At 68.2% G+C, this 16,781-nt stretch carries 16 protein-coding genes and 1 pseudogene; 9 read left to right on the top strand and 8 right to left on the bottom strand.

What is annotated here, in order from left to right; all coding sequences use genetic code 11:
- Position 1: 1 nt before the first annotated feature.
- Complete coding sequence (locus tag G6N67_RS01615; RefSeq protein ID WP_036438543.1) at positions 2–1,366, bottom strand: FAD-binding oxidoreductase; 1,365 nt, start codon at positions 1,364–1,366, stop codon at positions 2–4.
- A 69-nt stretch (positions 1,367–1,435) separates the two neighbouring features.
- Positions 1,436–2,665: a multidrug efflux MFS transporter Tap gene (locus G6N67_RS01610; RefSeq protein WP_036437491.1), complete on the bottom strand. Its 1,230-nt coding sequence runs from the start codon at positions 2,663–2,665 to the stop codon at positions 1,436–1,438.
- Positions 2,666–2,731: 66 nt separating this feature from the next.
- Here G6N67_RS01610 and G6N67_RS01605 point away from each other — a divergent pair, with 66 nt between their 5' ends.
- The 3 genes from G6N67_RS01605 to G6N67_RS01595 all read left to right on the top strand — a co-directional run bounded on the left by G6N67_RS01605 (position 2,732) and on the right by G6N67_RS01595 (position 5,283).
- Positions 2,732–3,568, top strand: a complete 837-nt coding sequence (locus G6N67_RS01605) for a uracil-DNA glycosylase (RefSeq protein ID WP_036437489.1) — start codon at positions 2,732–2,734, stop codon at positions 3,566–3,568.
- A gap of 13 nt (positions 3,569–3,581) precedes the next feature.
- The gene (locus G6N67_RS01600; protein ID WP_036437487.1) at positions 3,582–4,631 is read left to right on the top strand and encodes an LLM class flavin-dependent oxidoreductase; all 1,050 of its coding nucleotides are present in this window, start codon (positions 3,582–3,584) and stop codon (positions 4,629–4,631) included.
- An 82-nt stretch (positions 4,632–4,713) separates the two neighbouring features.
- On the top strand, positions 4,714–5,283 hold the full coding sequence (locus G6N67_RS01595; RefSeq protein ID WP_051579019.1) for a hypothetical protein: 570 nt from the start codon (positions 4,714–4,716) through the stop codon (positions 5,281–5,283).
- A gap of 13 nt (positions 5,284–5,296) precedes the next feature.
- Here G6N67_RS01595 and G6N67_RS39570 read toward each other — a convergent pair.
- Positions 5,297–5,512, bottom strand: a pseudogene (locus G6N67_RS39570) (hypothetical protein); the annotation flags it as partial.
- A 1,034-nt stretch (positions 5,513–6,546) separates the two neighbouring features.
- Positions 6,547–6,984 (bottom strand): HIT family protein, encoded by a 438-nt coding sequence (locus G6N67_RS01580; RefSeq protein ID WP_036437486.1) that lies wholly within the window; start codon positions 6,982–6,984, stop codon positions 6,547–6,549.
- A 228-nt stretch (positions 6,985–7,212) separates the two neighbouring features.
- On the opposite strand from G6N67_RS01580, the gene mbtM reads away from it, so the two are divergent.
- Positions 7,213–8,826, top strand: coding sequence for a long-chain-fatty acid--ACP ligase MbtM (mbtM, locus tag G6N67_RS01575; protein ID WP_051579017.1), 1,614 nt, complete (start codon positions 7,213–7,215; stop codon positions 8,824–8,826).
- Here mbtM and G6N67_RS01570 read toward each other — a convergent pair.
- Positions 8,774–9,238, bottom strand: coding sequence for a VOC family protein (locus tag G6N67_RS01570; RefSeq protein ID WP_036437484.1), 465 nt, complete (start codon positions 9,236–9,238; stop codon positions 8,774–8,776). The two genes, mbtM and G6N67_RS01570, sit on opposite strands and share 53 nt — an antisense overlap.
- A gap of 27 nt (positions 9,239–9,265) precedes the next feature.
- On the opposite strand from G6N67_RS01570, the gene G6N67_RS01565 reads away from it, so the two are divergent.
- A complete protein-coding gene (locus tag G6N67_RS01565) occupies positions 9,266–10,087 on the top strand; it encodes an AraC family transcriptional regulator (RefSeq protein WP_036437481.1) in 822 nt (273 codons plus the stop codon).
- 50 nt (positions 10,088–10,137) lie between these two features.
- Complete coding sequence (locus tag G6N67_RS01560; protein ID WP_036437478.1) at positions 10,138–10,386, top strand: ribosomal protein L7/L12; 249 nt, start codon at positions 10,138–10,140, stop codon at positions 10,384–10,386.
- Here the strand turns inward: G6N67_RS01560 and G6N67_RS01555 are convergent.
- The 3 genes from G6N67_RS01555 to G6N67_RS01545 form a co-directional block, all read right to left on the bottom strand.
- Entirely contained in the window at positions 10,383–10,871 is a 489-nt protein-coding gene (locus tag G6N67_RS01555; RefSeq protein WP_036437476.1) for a DNA-deoxyinosine glycosylase, read from the bottom strand. The genes G6N67_RS01560 and G6N67_RS01555 overlap by 4 nt on opposite strands.
- A complete protein-coding gene (locus G6N67_RS01550; protein WP_036437474.1) occupies positions 10,864–11,571 on the bottom strand; it encodes a polysaccharide deacetylase family protein in 708 nt (235 codons plus the stop codon). Before G6N67_RS01550 ends, G6N67_RS01555 begins: the two co-directional genes overlap by 8 nt.
- 80 nt (positions 11,572–11,651) lie before the next feature.
- On the bottom strand, positions 11,652–13,481 hold the full coding sequence (locus G6N67_RS01545) for a flavin-containing monooxygenase (RefSeq protein ID WP_036437472.1): 1,830 nt from the start codon (positions 13,479–13,481) through the stop codon (positions 11,652–11,654).
- A 142-nt stretch (positions 13,482–13,623) separates the two neighbouring features.
- On the opposite strand from G6N67_RS01545, the gene G6N67_RS01540 reads away from it, so the two are divergent.
- From G6N67_RS01540 to G6N67_RS01530, 3 genes are read left to right on the top strand one after another with little or no spacing between them, the layout of a single operon-like run.
- Entirely contained in the window at positions 13,624–14,679 is a 1,056-nt protein-coding gene (locus tag G6N67_RS01540) for a 2,3-butanediol dehydrogenase (protein WP_036437469.1), read from the top strand.
- Entirely contained in the window at positions 14,676–15,455 is a 780-nt protein-coding gene (locus tag G6N67_RS01535; RefSeq protein ID WP_036437468.1) for an acetoin reductase, read from the top strand. Before G6N67_RS01540 ends, G6N67_RS01535 begins: the two co-directional genes overlap by 4 nt.
- A gap of 45 nt (positions 15,456–15,500) precedes the next feature.
- Positions 15,501–16,781, top strand: a complete 1,281-nt coding sequence (locus G6N67_RS01530; protein WP_036437466.1) for a GAF domain-containing protein — start codon at positions 15,501–15,503, stop codon at positions 16,779–16,781.

Raw genomic sequence — 16,781 nt, 5'->3', positions numbered from 1 at the left:
GCTAGATCGCCGCGCCCGGGTTCAGGATGTTGTCCGGGTCGAGTGCCTGCTTGATCCGCTGGTTGAGCGCCATGGCGTCGGGCCCGATCTGACCGGCCAGCCAGGGCCGCTTCAATCGGCCGACCCCGTGCTCACCCGTGATGGTGCCGCCAAGCCCGATGGCCAGATCCATGATCTCGCCGAACGCGAGCTCGGCGCGACGCGCCATGTCGGCATCGGCCGGGTCGAACACGATCAAGGGGTGCGTGTTGCCGTCGCCGGCATGCGCGATGACCGAGATCAGCAGATCGCGCTCGGCGGCGATCTTCGCGACGCCGCTCACCAGATCGGCCAGCGCGGGCAGCGGCACCCCGACATCTTCGAGCAGCAGTGAGCCCTTGGCCTCGACCGCAGGGATCGCGAACCGGCGGGCCGCGACGAACGCCTCGCCCTCGGTCGGGTCGGACGTCGAGAACACCTCTGTGGCACCGTATTCGGTGAACACCGCGGCCATGAACTCGGCGTCGTCGGCACCGGCCGCGCCCCGGTCGTCGGAGGCGGCCACCAACATCGCGGCGGCCGTCCGGTCCAGGCCCATGCGCAGTTTGTCCTCGACCGCGTTGATGGCCGCGGCGTCCATGAACTCCAGCATCGACGGCCGGATCTTGCCGGTGATCTTGACGACCGCGCTGGCCGCCGCCGCCACGGAGTCGAAGGTGGCCACCACGGTGCACGGCGAATGCTGCGGCGGCAACAGCCGCAGCGTCACTTCGGTGACGACGCCGAGCGTGCCCTCGCTGCCGACGAACAGTTTCGTGAGGCTCAGGCCCGCAACGTCTTTCAGGCGTGGGCCGCCGAGCCGCACCGCGGTGCCGTCGGCAAGCACCACCTGCAGGCCCAGCACGTAGTCGGTGGTGACGCCGTACTTGACGCAGCACAGCCCGCCCGCGTTGGTGGCGATGTTGCCGCCGATGCTGCAGATCTCGTACGACGACGGATCCGGCGGGTACCAAAGGCCGTGCTCGGCGACGGCCTTCTTGACTTCGGCGTTGAGCAGCCCCGGCTGTACGACGGCCGTGCGGGTGACGGTGTCGACCGTGATGTCGCGCATCTTCTCGGTGGACAGCACGATGCCGCCGTCGAGCGCCGTGGCGCCGCCGGACAGCCCGGTTCCGGCGCCACGCGGAACCACGGCCACCTTGTGCGCGGTCGCCCAGCGCATCACGGTCTGCACTTCCTCGGTGCGGTACGGGCGGACCACGGCAAGCGGTGTACCCGCGGCCGGGTCGGCGGCCCGGTCCTGCCGGTAGGACGCCAGGATGTCGGGGTCGGTGACGACGACACCCTCGGGCAGTTCGGCGATCAGCTCTGACAGCACATTTGTGATCCTAGGGCGGCCGGTCGGGTCTGCGGCGAGGGCGCGGGGCACTCGCACTTTCCCGCCCCGGCCGCAGGGTCAGTGACGCGTGTCGGAGTCCAGCTGCCGCAGCGCGGGCAGTGCTATCGCGACCAGGCCGAGCACCAGCATGGGCAGCGACAACGCCAGGAAGGTCGCGTGCAGCCCGGCGGCGTCGGCCAGCGGTCCGGCCACCACCAGACCCAGCGGGCCCGCGGCGTAGGCGAGCGATCCCATCACACCGACCACGCGCCCGCGCAGGTGTGAGGGCGCCTTGGTCTGCATGACGTAGTTGTAGATCGGCGCGATCGGTCCGTAGACGAACCCGACGATCGCGCACAGCACCAGGATCAGCGGCAGCGGCGGCAGGAACGCGATGACCGTCATCGCCACTCCCAGGGTGATCACCGCGATCAGCATCGTGGCCCGGCGGCTCAGGTACTTCGACATCACCGCGTAGCCGAGCGCGCCGACGAGTCCGCCGATGCTCAACGCCATCAGCACCCACCCCAGTTGCGCGGGCTCGTTGCGGTCGGTGAAGTACTTCGGGAACAGCACGCTCTCCATCGGCATGTACAGCCCCGTCGCGACCAGGTCGACGATCGCCAGCGTGCGCAACACCGGGGTGTGCCACACGAATCTGAGCCCTTCGACGATTCCGGACCACACCCCTTCGGGCAGCTCGGTACGGTCGGGCTGGCCTGCGCCCTCGAGCCGCAGCATCGAGATGGCCGCGATGGAGAAGCCGAACGCCGCGGCGGTCACCCACATGGTGTTGATGCCGCCGAGCGTGGCGATGAGCAGGCCGCCGATGCCGGGCCCGACGATGTAGGCCAGGTTGAACACGGCCTCGTAGACACTGTTGGCGTGGTCCAGGGTCCACCCGGCGCGGCCCGCGGCCTCGGGCAGCATGGTCTCGCGCGCGGTCATCCCGGCGGGGTCGAAGAACGCGCCGAACGCGGCCAGCACCGCGAGCACCGCGACGTTGATCGCCTCGACCCCGAACGCCAGGGACAGTGCCGGGACGGCCGCGACCGACAGCGCCGAGAGCAGATCCGACAGCATCGAGACCCGGCGCCGGCCGAGGTAATCAACCGCAGCCCCGGCGATCAGGGTGGCTACCAGCAGTGGCAGCGTTCCTGCCATCGCGACGATCGATGCGTCGAGGGCGGATCCGTTGCGCTGCAACACGAGCCACGGAAACGCCACGATCGATATGCCGTTGCCCGCACCGGCCATCAGCGCGGCGAACAGGATCAGCAGCAGCGGGCCGCGTTTGGTGTCGGTCATGGTTTCGGGCCGAATCTAACAGCGCGTCCCTGCCGTTCGCGACGGAATTTGCGGCACAGTGATCGGATGCCTCAGCTGCGCCACCCTAGGACCGGGGAGCTCTTCGCATCACCCGTGCCCGCCGGGTCGGGCTGGCCCGGCGACCCGGCCACCGCGGACACCCCGGTCGCGAAGACCGCCGCGCAGGTACGGCGGCGCGCCGCCGCGGTGACCGAGATCGACGAGCTCGACGCGTTGGTGTCGGTGTGCCGGGCCTGCCCCCGGCTGGTCGCGTGGCGTGAGGAAGTTGCCGTCGTCAAGCGCAAATCCTTTGCCGATCAACCGTATTGGGGTCGCCCCGCAACGGGGTTCGGTTCACAGCGGCCGCGCATCTTCATCGTCGGCCTGGCGCCCGCCGCGCAGGGTGCCAACCGCACCGGCCGCGTGTTCACCGGCGACCGTTCGGGGGACTTCCTGTTCGCCGCGCTGCACCGGACCGGTCTGGCGAACCAGGCCCAGAGCCTGGACGCCGCCGACGGCCTGCGGTTGATCGACACCAGAATGGCCGCCGCGGTGCGCTGCGCACCGCCCGCCAACGCGCCGACCCCCGACGAACGTTCGACCTGCGCGCCGTGGCTCGACGCCGAATGGCGGCTGGTGGGTCCGCACGTGCGGGTGATCGTGGCCCTGGGCGGGTTCGCATGGCGGGCCGCGCTCGAGATGGCCGGCGCCGCGGTCAGGCCTGCGCCGAAGTTCGGCCATGGTGCGACGGCGACGATCACGACGCCGTTCGGCCAGGTCACGCTGCTCGGCTGCTTCCACCCGAGCCAGCAGAACACCTTCACGGGCCGGCTCACCCCGGCGATGCTCGATGACATCTTCGTCACTGCGATACGGCTGGGGAACGAACCCGCCGGGTCATGACGTTGACGCTGTCATGCGCCTTTCTGTCCTCGACCTTGTTCCGGTGCGTACCGACCAGACCACGGCCGACGCGCTGACGGCCACCACGCATCTCGCGCAGACCGCCGACCGGCTGGGCTACACCCGCTATTGGATCGCCGAGCACCACAACATGCCTGCCGTGGCGGCCACCAGCCCGCCCGTGTTGATCGCGCATCTCGCGGCCCATACGGCGCAGTTGCGGTTGGGCTCGGGTGGTGTGATGCTGCCCAATCACGCACCGTTGGCCGTCGCGGAACAGTTCGCGTTGCTGGAGGCCGCGCACCCGGGTCGCATCGACCTCGGCATCGGCCGGGCGCCCGGCTCCGACCCGGTCACATCGTTGGCGTTGCGCGGCGCGGCCGGTCGCGACGAGCGCGACATCGAAGCGTTCCCGCAGTATCTCGACGACGTGGTCGCGCTGATGGGCGCGCGCGGGGTTCGGGTGCCGTTGCCGCGGGATCTGTTGCGCGAGAACTACGTTCTGAAGGCCACGCCCGTCGCGGTCACCGAGCCGCGGATGTGGTTGCTCGGCTCGTCGATGTATTCGGCGCATCTGGCCGCCGCCAAGGGCCTGCCGTACGTGTTCGCGCATCACTTCTCCGGGCATGGCACGGCCGAGGCGCTGGCCGTCTACCGCGACGAGTTCCAGCCCTCCGAGCTGGCCGCCGAGCCGGTGACGTTCCTGACGGTCAATGCCGTGGTGGCCGAGACCAGTGAAGAGGCCGAGGCGCTGATCCTGCCGCAGTTGCAGATGATGGGCCGGCTGCGCACCGGCCAGCCGCTCGGGCCTTTGGATCTGGTCGAGGATGCCGAAGCGACCACCATGACTCCGCAGGCGCAGGCCATTGTGGCCGCCGGACTGCAACGTGCGGTGGTCGGTTCACCGACCGAGGCCGCCGATCAGGTACGCGCGTTGGCCGAGGAGTTCGGCGTCGACGAGGTCATGGTCAACCCCGTGGCGTCTGCGCGGCGCGGGGCCGACCCGGCGACCGCGACAGCGCGCGACACGACGCTGGAACTGCTGGCCAAAGAGCTGTTCTAGGCGGTCACGACGGCGGTCGTAAGCTGGCGACGTGACTGATCGCCCACAGGACACTGGTCGCTCGCTACCGCCTCGTCCTGGGATGACCGGCCGTTCGCCGCTGCCGCAGTATCCGCCCATCGCCCCACCCGCCGATCACCAACGGAGTCGACTGGTGCCCGCGGGCGTCGTGCTGGCGCTGCTTCTCGCGGTGTCAGCGCTCGTCATCTCGCTGGTCTCGCTCGGCCGGGACGAGCCGGCACCCGCCGCCGCCCCTGCCACGGACACCGCGGCGCCGCAGGTCGCCACCACCGACGCCGACCGGGCTCTGTGCCAGGCCATCGCACCACTGATGAAGGAGAACGACGACCGCAGCAACGGCTTTCTCGGCAGCGGCGATCCGGGCTCGCCGCAACAGACCGAGGCGTTGCCGGGCTTCGTCACCGACACCCAGGATTGGGCGCGCCGCACCCAGGAAGTGCTCGACGCGCATGCCACCCCGCCACGGTTCATGACCCGCGCGCTGCAGCGCTACATCGACGATATGCAGCTGTTTGTGGCGAGTGTGCGGCCCGGCCCCGGAACCCCGTACGACGAGGCGGCGTGGACCGACAGCATCGTCGCCTACGGCGGTCCGCTGTCGGTATGCCAGGCGCTCGGCGTTCAGTGGTAGCCGGCCGTCACATCTAAGGCACCAGCGGTATCCACAGGCCGTACAACCAGAAACCCCACTGGTAGAACCCCGGATCCCAGATGGGCACGACGCGATAGCCCCAATAGGTGAACGGGGGTGGCGGCGGGCCGAACCGCGGAGGCAGTGGGCCGAACCGCGGGGGCGGTGGCGGTGGTCCCCAACCCCACGGCGCCGGGCCATGGCCCCACGGCGGCGGACCGCCCCGCCACGGTGGGGGCGCGAGGTAGATGCGCAGGCCGTGCCGATCGAGCCGGAAATCCAGCGGCGCGATCAATCGCAGGCTCAGCCGCAAGTCGGCGGCGGGTCGGCCCGGTGCCCGGAAATGGATGCGGAATTTCGGGCGGAAGTCCGCTGGCGCGCGGCCGGGCCACTTGAAATCGACCTTTATCTCGCCGCGCGGGCCACGCGGATCGAAGCGGAACATCCCCCGGAAGTCGGCGGCCGGGCGGCCGGGCCACTTGAAATTCACCTTGATGTCGCCGTGCTTCTGAGGCGGATGCAGGTTCACCCGGAAGCCGCCGCGAGCATCGGCCGCGATCCGTCCGGGCAGCTTCACGCCGACGCGCACGTCGCCTTTGGGCGGTTTGGGCAGCGGGAAGTCGACGCGCAGCTTGCCTGGGATCCGCTCGGGATCGGGAAGGTCGATCTTCGGGGCTTTGGGCAGATCGATCTTGGGTGCTTTCGGGACGGCGATGTCGGGAGCCTTGGGCAGATCGATCTTGGGTGCCTTCGGGAGGTCGGGTTTGGGCGCCTGCGGCACATCCACTTTCGGTGGTTTGGGCAGATCGACACCGGGGGCTTGCGGTACGTCGATCTTGGGTGCCTTGGGCACATCGACCTTGGGCGCCTTCGCGCCGCCGTCGTCAGGCTTCTGCGGGCCCCCGCCACCGCCCCCACCCTTGGGTGGCTTGGGCCCGCCGCACTCGACGCCGGGCGGACACGGTGAAGCGTTGGCAATACCCGGACCAACGGGGTAGCCGTCAGCACCAGAGGGTGCAACGCCGACAATTCCTAGTGCCGCTACGGCCGCCCCCGCAGCCAACCGCCTCAGATACATGAGAAGCCTGTTCGGTGACCTTGATTCGATAGCACCCCGCCCAGGCCATGCTATCGCGCGGTCAGCACGATCACCGGAATCGGGCGTGATGTCCGATCCGCCCGCCGGTCGCCTGGTACACCTTGTCGTGCAGCATCAACATCGGCAGACCGATGTAGCGCTCCCACCATGGCATGCTCATGGGCTCAATCCTGCTCGGCGGTGTCCAGTTGCGCCAACGCCGCGCGCAGCAGCCGGCCGGACTCCTCGCGGTCCGGATCGCGGCGCAACACCATGCCCTTGGCGAACGAGAGCTTGTCGCCGTTGCGCCGGGGAACCACATGCAGGTGGATGTGGAACACGGTCTGGAACGCGGCCTTGCCGTCGTTGATGACGAGATTGTTGCCGTCGGCGTGCAGACCGGATCCTCGGGCCGCCCGGGCGATCCGCTGCCCGATGGCCGCCATCGCCGCGACGGTTTCCGGGGGCGTATCGGTCAGATCGACGGTGTGCTTCTTGGGGATCACGAGCGCATGGCCCCGGGTGAAGGGCCGGATGTCGAGGATCCCGAGGTAGTCGTCGTCTTCGTGGATCCGGATGGCCGGGGCCTCGCCGGCGACGATGGCGCAGAACACGCATGACATCCCGCCACGTTAACGCCGTGCCCGAAAGGGCAGCCGATGGCGTCGATCAATTCGCCGTTCATCCGTTGCCTGGATGAACACCTCCCACTTTTCGGCAAAGAGCGAGTACCTTCTCGGTATGGCTTGCACGACCGTCAAAATTGCACCACAACCGGTGTTGATGAGTCTGAAGGCGACGCGCGACGCGCGGCATCGCAATGTCGTCATGTTCGACGCGGCGGTTGCCCGATGAACCTGTTGGCGGAGGCGCTGAGCGCGCGCCTCGGCACCAGTCCGCAGCATCTGGTTCTGCTCGAAGACGGGGTGTGGGTCCGCTATCCATGGCAGGAAATCCTGGCGCGGGCGCAGAACAGTGCCGAGCGGCTGCTCGACGACGAGGTCACGCGCGTGGGCCTGGTCGGAGAGCCCACGGCGGATCTCGTGTCGGCGATCATCGGGGCATTCCTCGCGGGCACGTCGGTGTCGATCCTGCCGGGGCCGGTGCGTGGTGCCGAGGCCTCGCAGTGGGCGTCCAACACGCTGAACCGGTTTCGCGGTATCGGTGTGCAGTGCGTGCTGAGTCAGGGGAGCTATCTGGAACGCCTCACCGGGATCGCCGACACACCGCGCGTCGTCGACCTCACGGGATTCGTTCCCGCGCAACGCTGCACGCCGTTCACAGTGCCGCAGGCCGACGCCCCGATCGCGGTCCTGCAGGGGACCGCGGGCTCGACGGGCTTGCCGCGGAGTGTGAAGATCTCGCCGGCCGCGATGCTGGCCAACCTGAGTGGGATCAACGAGCGGACCGGGGTCACCGGTGCCGACGTCGGATGCTCGTGGTTGCCGCTGTATCACGATATGGGGCTGAGCTTCCTGATCGCCGGTGCGCTGGCGGGTGTCGAGGTGTGGCAGGCGCCCACGTCGGCGTTCCAATCGTCGCCCTTCCGGTGGCTGAACTGGCTCAGCGACAGCCGGGCCACCCTCACTGCGGCGCCGAACATGGCCTACGGCATGATCGGCAAGTACTCCCGCCGGGTGGCCGATGTCGACCTGAGTTCGCTCCGCTTCGCACTCAACGGCGGTGAACCGGTCGACTGCGAGCTGACCGAGCGTTTCGCGGTGGAGATGGCCCGCTTCGGGTTCTCCGCCGACGCGCTTTCGCCTTCCTACGGCCTGGCTGAATCAACCTGTGCGGTGACCATTCCCGAGCCCGGTGACGGCCTCCGGGTCGACGAGACCGTGTTCCTCACCGACGAAGGAGCCACGCCGCGGCGGCACGCGATGCTCGGCCATGCGTTGCCCGGCATGGAGGTGCGCATCGAACCGCACGCCGACACGTCGGTGGAGGTCACCGACCGGGAGATCGGCGAAATCGTCATCAGGGGTTCGTCGATGATGACGGGTTATCTCGGCGAGGAACCCCTGCGGGACGGTGAATGGTTTCACACCGGCGATCTCGGCTATTTCGTCGACGGTGCCCTCGTGGTGTGTGGGCGCGCCAAAGAGATCATCACGGTGGCCGGCCGCAACGTGTTTCCCGCCGAGGTCGAACAGATCGCCGCGCAGGTGCCGGGCATGCGCGAAGGCGCCGTGGCCGCCGTCGGCGTCGGGGAGGGCTCGATCCGGCCCAGCCTTGTGATCGTCGCCGAGTTCCGCGGCCCCGACGAGGACGGGACCAGGGCACTGGTCACGCAACAGGTGGCGTCGGGGTGTGGTGTCGTGCCCGCCGACGTGGTGTTCGTGAAACCCGGTGCGCTGCCCCGCACGTCGTCAGGCAAGCTGCGGCGGCTCGAGGTCAAACGCACCCTCGTCACTGACTACTCGCCCACTCCGCGAGCCGACGCTCCTGCTCCTCCGGCGTGATGTCCTCCACGCGGGTCATCACGGTCCAGCGCCGCCCGAACGGGTCGATGATCGACGCGAAGCGGTCGCCCGTCACGAACGTCTGGATCGGCTCGCGGATGGTGGCGCCTGCCGCTTCGGCACGTGCCACCACGGCGTCGGCGTCGGCACAGTAGAACGCGATCGATCCGGTGGCGAACGCGTCCTTGTCGGGTGCGGCCAGCTGGTAGGCATCCTGTGGATCACCCAGTTGGAGACGCCCGGTGCCGAAGTCGAGTTCAGCGTGCGCGACGGTGCCGTCCGGTCCGTCCATTCTGCTGACCAACGTGGCGCCGAACACCTTCTCGTAGAAGTCGATGGCCGCCGCGGCGCCGTCGATGCACAGGAACGGGGTCAGGCTCGTGTAGCCCTCGGGAATCGGTGTGACGCTCATGTCCGCCAGTTTCGTAGCCTTGGGGTGATGCCCGCTTGGAAAAACGCGCCAGTGCGCGGCGTGGTCGGCCGGGCCGGCAGCGCCGCGGAATTCACGCTGCAACGCTGGATGCCTGCGGCCGAAGCCGCCCGCTTCGTCGAACATCTCTGGTCGGTCAGCTGGGATCGGACGGGCCAGGAACCGTTCGACAACACCGTGATCACCTTCCCGGCCATGCACATCACCAGGGAATGGGGCGATGACGGTGTCCGCCACGGCCATCCGCTACCCAGCACGCTCGTGCACGGGGTGGTACCGCGGGTGTTCCGGATCGCCATCGAGGGGCGCGGCGCCGTGGTCGGCGCGAGGTTTCTGCCCGGCGGGTTCACCGCGCGCTTCGGCGGCGACGCCGCAGCCATGACCGGGCGCGTGGAACCTGTCGACGATCAATTGTTCGGGGCGCCACTCGTTCTCGGTGACGATGTCGACGCCGTGCGGGCTGGTTTGGAATCCGCCATCGGGGCGTACACCGGTTCGCTCGACCCGACGTATCAACGTCTCGTTCCGTTGCTCGAGCGGATGCGTGACGACGGCTCTCTGCACCGCGTCGAACAGGTGATGGACCATGCGCCGTGGAGCGTCCGCACCACACAACGTGTGTTCCGGCGCTACGTCGGCGTCCCCGTGAAGTGGGTGCTGTGCCGGTACCGGTTGCAGCAGGCCGCGCTCGAAATCGAGAGCAGGCCCGACACCGATTTCGCCGATCTGGCAGTGCGTCTCGGCTGGTACGACCAGGCCCATTTCAGCAACGACTTCCGGTCCATGCTGGGCTGCACACCGGGGGAGTACGCCAGCAGGCACGGGGCGTGACTCGGTGCCGAACCGGTCTTGTCGCGACGTCGTGAGGCAGACTGGTCCCCATGGCACTCTTTGGTGGCTCCGATGACGATCTCCGGCGGCGGATCGAGGCCCTGGAACGGCGCATCGCAATCCTGGAACGGGCCGCGGGCATTGCGCCGCGACCCTCGCCATCCGGAGAGACGGTCGCGAGCGACATGGTGCGCCAACTCGCGGTGCAGGGCAACAAGATTGCCGCCATCAAGCTGCTGCGCGACGAGACCGGGCTGGGGCTGCGCGAGGCCAAGAACATCGTCGACGGCATCGCCTAACTGCTCAGCTGGCTCCGCCACGCCCTGAGCTTGTCCGCGTACCGCATGGTCTGCGCGGGGCTGGTCGAGGGGAGCCGCACCGTCGGAAGGTGCCCGACGCCGACCAGCCGGCGGAAGTTGGTCTCCGCAGCGGCGCCGTTGAAGAGCACCCGCGCGACGGTCGGGTGTTCAGCGAAGAACGAGGCAAAGTCGTTGGGCACCATGCTGTCCCGCTGGACCGCGGAGTCCAGGCTGCCGATGCGGCGGCACGAGCGCAACACGTCCCACACGGCGACGCCGTGGCCGTGCAGCGATGCCACCCGTTCGGGATACGGCGCCCCGGCGTCGAAGCCGAAGATCTCGCCCGTGATACGCCAGAACGCATTGCGCGGATTGCCGTAGTACTCGTGCGCGGCCAAGGACATCACGCTGGGCATGTTGCCCAGGATCAGCACGCGGGCCCGTGCTCCGACGATCGGTGCCAGCCCGTGCAGCAACTCAGCCATGGCGGCTCAGCAGCTCCGAGACGGTGACGAATCGGTAGCCGTCGGAACGCAATTCGTCGACGATCCGGGGGATGGCGGCTCGCGACGCAGCCCGGCTCGGGTACATGACGTGCAACAGGATGATCGAACCGGGCCGTACCGCGTCGACTGTCTGCGAGACGATGGTGTCGGCGTCAGCCGCGGTCGGGGAGTCGGGTTCGACGTCCCATGTGACGGTGGTACGGCCATGGCCGGCCAAGTAGTGGGGCAGTGCCCACAGCTTCTTGCCGTACGGCGGCCGGAACGTGATGGGGCCCTGATAGCCCGTGGCCCGGATCGCGGTGTCGGTGTGTTCGATCTCGTCGGCGACGGTTGCCGGTGACATCAGCACCATGCGCCGGTGCGAGTAACTGTGGTTGCCGATCTCGTGCCCGGCCGCCGCGATGGACACTCCGTGCTCAGGCGCCTCGGTCAGCTCCCGGCCGGTCAGGTAGAACGTTGCCGGCACCCTGGCCGCGGCGAGAATCCGTAGTATCTCGGGTGTCTCGGCGGTCGGGCCGTCATCGAGCGTCAGCGCAACCACCTTGTCGGAGGTCTGCACCCGGTCCACCAGGGTGCCGGCCAATTGGAAGCTCCTGGAATTGGAGAGCCGGTAACCGCTCGCGACCGCCGTCACCACGACGACCAGCAGCACGGCCAGACCCCACATCCATCGACGCACCCTTGCTGTATACCCGCACACACGCGGGCGCCCCGAACGGAGTGGGGAAATCACGTTCGGGGCGCCATGTCGTGTGGTCGTCAGCTCAGGTGATGGACCTCCTGCAGGCCGTACACCGGCGTTGCCAGCCCCTCGTAGCGGGCCTTGAGCTGCAACGCCAAATACAGTGAGTAATGGCGGGATTGGTGCAGATTGCCGCCGTGGAACCAGAGGTTCTCCTGCTGGGTGGGCTTCCACATGTTGCGCTGCTCGCCCTCCCACGGCCCGGGATCCTTGGTGGTGCCCGAACCGAGGCCCCACACCTTGCCGACCTTGTCGGCGACTTCCTGACCGATCAGGTCGGCGGCCCAGCCGTTCATCGAGCCGAAGCCGGTGGCGTAGACGACGACGTCGGCGGGCAGCTCGGTGCCGTCGGCCAGGATCACCGAATCCTCGGTCAGCCGGTCGACCTCGCCGTGCGCCAGTTTCACACTGCCGTCGGCGATCAGGTCGGACGCGCCGACGTCGATGTAGTAGCCCGAACCGCGACGCAGGTACTTCATGAACAAGCCGGAATCGTCGTCACCGAAGTCCAGTTCGAACCCGGCGGCTTCGAGCCGCGCGTAGAAGTCCTTGTCGCGCCTGCGGATCGCGTCGTAGATGGGCCTCTGGAAGTCGGCCATGATGCGGTAGGGCAGCGACGCGAAGGTCAGGTCGGCCTTCTCGGTGGTCATGCCCGCGGCCACGGCGCGTTCCGAATACAGATCGCCAAGGCCGAGATCCATCAGCGAGTCCGACTTGACGATGTGCGTCGAGGACCGCTGGACCATCGTGACGTCGACGTCGTTCTCGTGCAGTGCCTTGCAGATGTCGTGCGCGGAGTTGTTCGACCCGATCACCACGGCGCGCTTGCCGACGTACTGGTCGGGGCCGGGGTGGTGGCTCGAGTGGTGCTGATCGCCGCGGAACACCTCTTGGCCGGGCAGCGTCGGGATGTTGGGCTTGCCGGACATCCCGGTCGCCAGCACGAGGTGCGCCGGCCGCAACGTCACGCGCTCGCCCTTGCGGTCCACCTCGACGGTCCAGCGCTGCTCGGCCTCGTCGTAGGACGCCGAAACGCACGTGGTCGAACTCCAGTACGGCACCTCCATGACGCGCGTGTAGAACTCGAGCCAGTCGCCGATCTTGTCCTTCGGTGCGAACACCGGCCAGTTGGCCGGGAACGGCAGGTACGGCAGGTGGTCGTACCACACGGGATCGTGCAGGCACAGGGACTTGTAGCGCTTGCGCCACTGGTCGCCGGGCCGCTCGTGCTTGTCGACGACGATCGCGGGCACGCCGAGTTGCCGCAGCCGGGCGCCGAGCGCGATGCCGCCCTGGCCGCCGCCGATCACCACTATGTAGGGCTGCTCCGAGTAGCCGAGCGTGAGCTCCTCGTCGAGGCGCTTCTCGGACCACGACCGGGTGTCGGGATCAGAGCCGTGCACCGCACCGAGCACGCGGGTCGCGCCTTGGCGCTCTTCGTGACCCTTGATCTCCTGCAGTGTCGTGAGCAGGGTCCATGCTTTGTCATCGCGCAGCCGCAGGTGGCCCTTGCCCCGGCCGGTGGCGGTCTCGAATTCGATGAACGCCGAGGTGATGACATGGTCGCCGTCGAAGTCCTCGGTCGGGGTCTCGCGGGTCCGGAACCCGGACGGATCGGTGTCGGCCAGGCGCGCGGTCAGCATGTCGGCGATGCCCTCGTGGCCCTCGACGGTCTTGAGGTTCCACGTGAAGGCAACCAGGTCGCGCCAGAAGCTGTCGGTTGCGAACTTGCCGACGACGCGCTCGATGTCCCGATCGGCGAGTGCGGACTCGAAATCGGCCAGCCAGGCGTCAACCCGTTCCTGCGGTGACAGTGTGGCCAGCGGTGCAGCGGTGGTCTGTGTCATGTGAGTCAGCCCACACCGAGGTCAAGGGGCCCGACAAGGGTTGCACGGGGTTGCAGCGGGCGTGACGTTTTCGTGCGCAAACAAGCCGCAACGTATTGCAACCCTTACGGCGCCACCGGCCGCTGGCCTAGAAACGACCACCATGAAAGCAGCCGTGTACTACGGACCGAACAAGGTCGAAGTCGCCGACGTCCCCGAGCCTGACCCGACCCCCGGCACCGTCAAGATCAAAGTCGGCTTCAACGGAATTTGCGGGACTGACCTGCATGAATACTATGCCGGCCCGATCTTCGTGCCGACTGAGCCGCATCCGCTGACGGGCAGGCAGTTGCCGCTGACCATGGGCCACGAGTTCTCGGGCACTGTGACCGAGGTCGGCGCGGGAGTCACCGATTACGCACCCGGTGATCGGGTCGCGATCGAGCCCATCTACCGGTGCGGCCAGTGCGCGCCGTGCCGGGCAGGCACCTACAACATCTGCCAGCAGATCGGTTTCCACGGCTTGATGTCCGACGGCGGCATGGCCGAATACACCGTCGTCCCCACCAACATGCTGCACCGGTTGCCTGACAACGTCTCGCTCGAACTCGGGGCCCTGGTCGAGCCGATGTCGGTTGCCTACCATGCCGCGACACTCGGTGAGGTCGGCCCGCTGCACACCGCGGTGGTCTTCGGGGCCGGGCCGATCGGTATCGGGCTGTGGTTTGCGCTGCGCGGCAAAGGCCTGGATTCGGTGTTTGTCGCGGAGCCGTCGCCCACCCGCCGGGCGGCGATCGAGGCGCTCGGCGCCAAGACCATCGATCCCACCGTGACCGACGTGCCCGCCTTCATCGCCGATCACACCGACGGCCGCGGCGCGGACGCGGCGTTCGATGCCGCCGGGGTGGCGCCCGCCATCGCCGCGGCCACAGCGTGTGTGGGTGCCCGCAAGCCAACGGTCAGTGTCGCGATCTACGAGAAGCCGTTGGTGACGCCGCTGCTCAACCTCGTGATGAACGAGTCCCGCATCCAGGGGTCGCTGTGCTACACCTCGGCGGACTTCAAGGCGGTCATTGATCTCATGGCGCAGGGGGTGTACGACACGAAGGGATGGGTGACTCCCATCGCGCTCGACGACGTGATCGACGAGGGATTCGAGGCCTTGCACGCCGGAAAGAAGATGAAGGTTCTGGTCGACCCGAACGGAGAAGCATCGTGACACTGGACGGCAAGGTTGCGCTCGTCACCGGCGCGGGCCGGGGGATCGGGCGGGGTATCGCGTTGCGGCTGGCGCGTGACGGCGCCGACGTCGCACTTGTCGACGTGACGGCCGACGGCATCAGTTCGGTTGCCGAGGAGATCGCCGAAATAGGTTCCAAGACAACGACGTTCGTTGCCGATGTGAGTGACCGCGATGCGGTGTACGCAGCGGTGGACCATGCCGCCGCGGCGCTCGGCGGGTTCGATGTGATGGTCAACAACGCAGGCGTGGCGCTCGTCGGCCCCATCGCCGACGTCACGCCGGCCGACATCGCCCGGGTGTGGTCCATCAACGTCGACGGCGTGCTGTGGGGCATCCAGGCCGCCGCGGCCAAGTTCATCGAGCTGGGCAGGCCCGGCAAGATCATCAACGCGTCCTCGATCGCCGGGCACGACGGTTTCGCGATGCTCGGCGTGTACAGCGCCAGCAAGTTCGCGGTGCGTGGGCTGACCCAGGCCGCGGCCAAGGAGTACGCGTCGGCCGGCATCACGGTCAACGCGTACTGCCCCGGCATCGTTGGCACCGACATGTGGGTCGAGATCGACAAGCGGTTCGCCGAACTCACCGGTGCGGCCGAGGGTGAGACGTTCGAGAAGTACGCCGGCGGCATCGCCCTGGGCCGGCCGGAAACCCCTGAAGACGTGGCCGGATTCGTGTCATACCTGGCCGGGCCTGACGCCGATTACATGACCGGTCAAGCCGGCCTGATCGACGGCGGGCTGGTCTATCGGTAGGCCCGCCGTAGCGTGCCGTTGTGATGTGGAGCACAATCGGCAGTGATGGCTGGCTCGTCCGTACCTGAACCCGCGGTGTCGCCCGGAGACGACCCGCGGCGCTACGCCATGTTGTTGTCCGCGGTGTACGACGCGACCATGTCGGGAGACCGAGCCCCCGCGCGTCCCCGCGCGGTGATCGAGGACTCGTGGAACAGGTTGCGCGCCAAGGGGATAAACCCGGACCACCACATCCCGCCCCGGGTGGAAACCGCGGGTCTCGACTTGCTCAGGCAACAATCCGGGCTCGTGACCGTGCTCGAGGACGTCACGCGCGGGCTCGAATCGGTGATCCAGGAAGGTGACAACATCCTGGTCATCGCCGACGCGCGCGGTCGCGTGCTGTGGCGGTCCGGTTCGCCGCGCGTGCTCGGGCTCGCCGACCGGCTAGGTTTCATCGAGGGCGCGACGTGGAGTGAGAACGCGGTCGGCACCAACGGAATCGGTACGGCGCTGGCCTCGCACCGTGCGGTGCAGATCTTCTCGGCCGAACATTTCCTGCGCAGCCATCACCCTTGGACGTGTGCCGGCGCACCGATCCGCGACCCGAGAACCGGTCAGGTGATCGGAATCGTCGACGTGTCCGGTCCGGCCGCCACGGTGCACCCGACCACGGTGGCCTTGGTGGACCTGGTGGCCCGGCTCGCCGAATCGCAGCTGCGCGAGGCGCATGACCGTACGTTGAACGTGCTGCGCACGGTCGCCGCACCGATTCTGGCCAGGGTCGGCAGCCCGGCACTCGCGGTCGACACCGAGGGCTGGGTGGCCGCCGTGGATTCGTTGCCGCTGCACAATCGGATCCTGTTGCCGGAGAACGGTTTACCCGGACGCGTGTGGATCCCGCCGTTGGGCATGTGCGACGTGGAGTCGTTGCCGGGTGGCTGGCTGGTGCGGGTCGCCGACGATGCCGAGTCCACGGCGGCGCCGTCGCGGGTCATCCTCGACCTGCGCGACGGTGAACCGTCGCTCGAGATGGCCGGGCAGTTCGGCAATTGGCGGCGCAGCATCTCGAGCAGGCACGCCGAGATCCTGCTCGTGCTGGCGACCAACCAGCAGGGCCGGTCGGCGCCGGAACTGGCCGAGGATCTCTACGGCGACCGGTCCCGTGTCGTGACCGTGCGGGCCGAAATGTCGCGCCTGCGTAAGCAGTTCGTGGGCCTGGTGGCCGGCAAGCCGTACCGCTTCGGGGATTCGGTGGTGGTCGACGTCCGTTATCCTCAGGACATGTCGTCGCTCCTGATCTCGTCAACGGCACCTGCGGTTCATGCGGTGCGCGGGACGCGTTGA

It is taken from the genome of Mycolicibacterium mageritense (genome assembly GCF_010727475.1).
In the GTDB taxonomy this organism is placed as follows: Bacteria; Actinomycetota; Actinomycetes; order Mycobacteriales; family Mycobacteriaceae; genus Mycobacterium; species Mycobacterium mageritense.
The sequence above is the reverse complement of the archived record's forward strand: the minus strand, read 5'-3'. Positions and strand labels throughout refer to the sequence as shown.

Bases quoted from the DNA above. Each gene is read 5' to 3' on its own strand.
- G6N67_RS01610 (WP_036437491.1), bottom strand. From the start codon at position 2,665: ATGACCGACACCAAACGCGGCCCGCTGCTGCTGATCCTGTTCGCCGCG.
- G6N67_RS01605 (WP_036437489.1), top strand. From the start codon at position 2,732: ATGCCTCAGCTGCGCCACCCTAGGACCGGGGAGCTCTTCGCATCACCC.
- G6N67_RS01600 (WP_036437487.1), top strand. From the start codon at position 3,582: ATGCGCCTTTCTGTCCTCGACCTTGTTCCGGTGCGTACCGACCAGACC.
- G6N67_RS01595 (WP_051579019.1), top strand. From the start codon at position 4,714: ATGACCGGCCGTTCGCCGCTGCCGCAGTATCCGCCCATCGCCCCACCC.
- G6N67_RS01580 (WP_036437486.1), bottom strand. From the start codon at position 6,984: ATGTCATGCGTGTTCTGCGCCATCGTCGCCGGCGAGGCCCCGGCCATC.
- mbtM (WP_051579017.1), top strand. From the start codon at position 7,213: ATGAACCTGTTGGCGGAGGCGCTGAGCGCGCGCCTCGGCACCAGTCCG.
- G6N67_RS01570 (WP_036437484.1), bottom strand. From the start codon at position 9,238: ATGAGCGTCACACCGATTCCCGAGGGCTACACGAGCCTGACCCCGTTC.
- G6N67_RS01565 (WP_036437481.1), top strand. From the start codon at position 9,266: ATGCCCGCTTGGAAAAACGCGCCAGTGCGCGGCGTGGTCGGCCGGGCC.
- G6N67_RS01560 (WP_036437478.1), top strand. From the start codon at position 10,138: ATGGCACTCTTTGGTGGCTCCGATGACGATCTCCGGCGGCGGATCGAG.
- G6N67_RS01555 (WP_036437476.1), bottom strand. From the start codon at position 10,871: ATGGCTGAGTTGCTGCACGGGCTGGCACCGATCGTCGGAGCACGGGCC.
- G6N67_RS01545 (WP_036437472.1), bottom strand. From the start codon at position 13,481: ATGACACAGACCACCGCTGCACCGCTGGCCACACTGTCACCGCAGGAA.
- G6N67_RS01540 (WP_036437469.1), top strand. From the start codon at position 13,624: ATGAAAGCAGCCGTGTACTACGGACCGAACAAGGTCGAAGTCGCCGAC.
- G6N67_RS01530 (WP_036437466.1), top strand. From the start codon at position 15,501: ATGGCTGGCTCGTCCGTACCTGAACCCGCGGTGTCGCCCGGAGACGAC.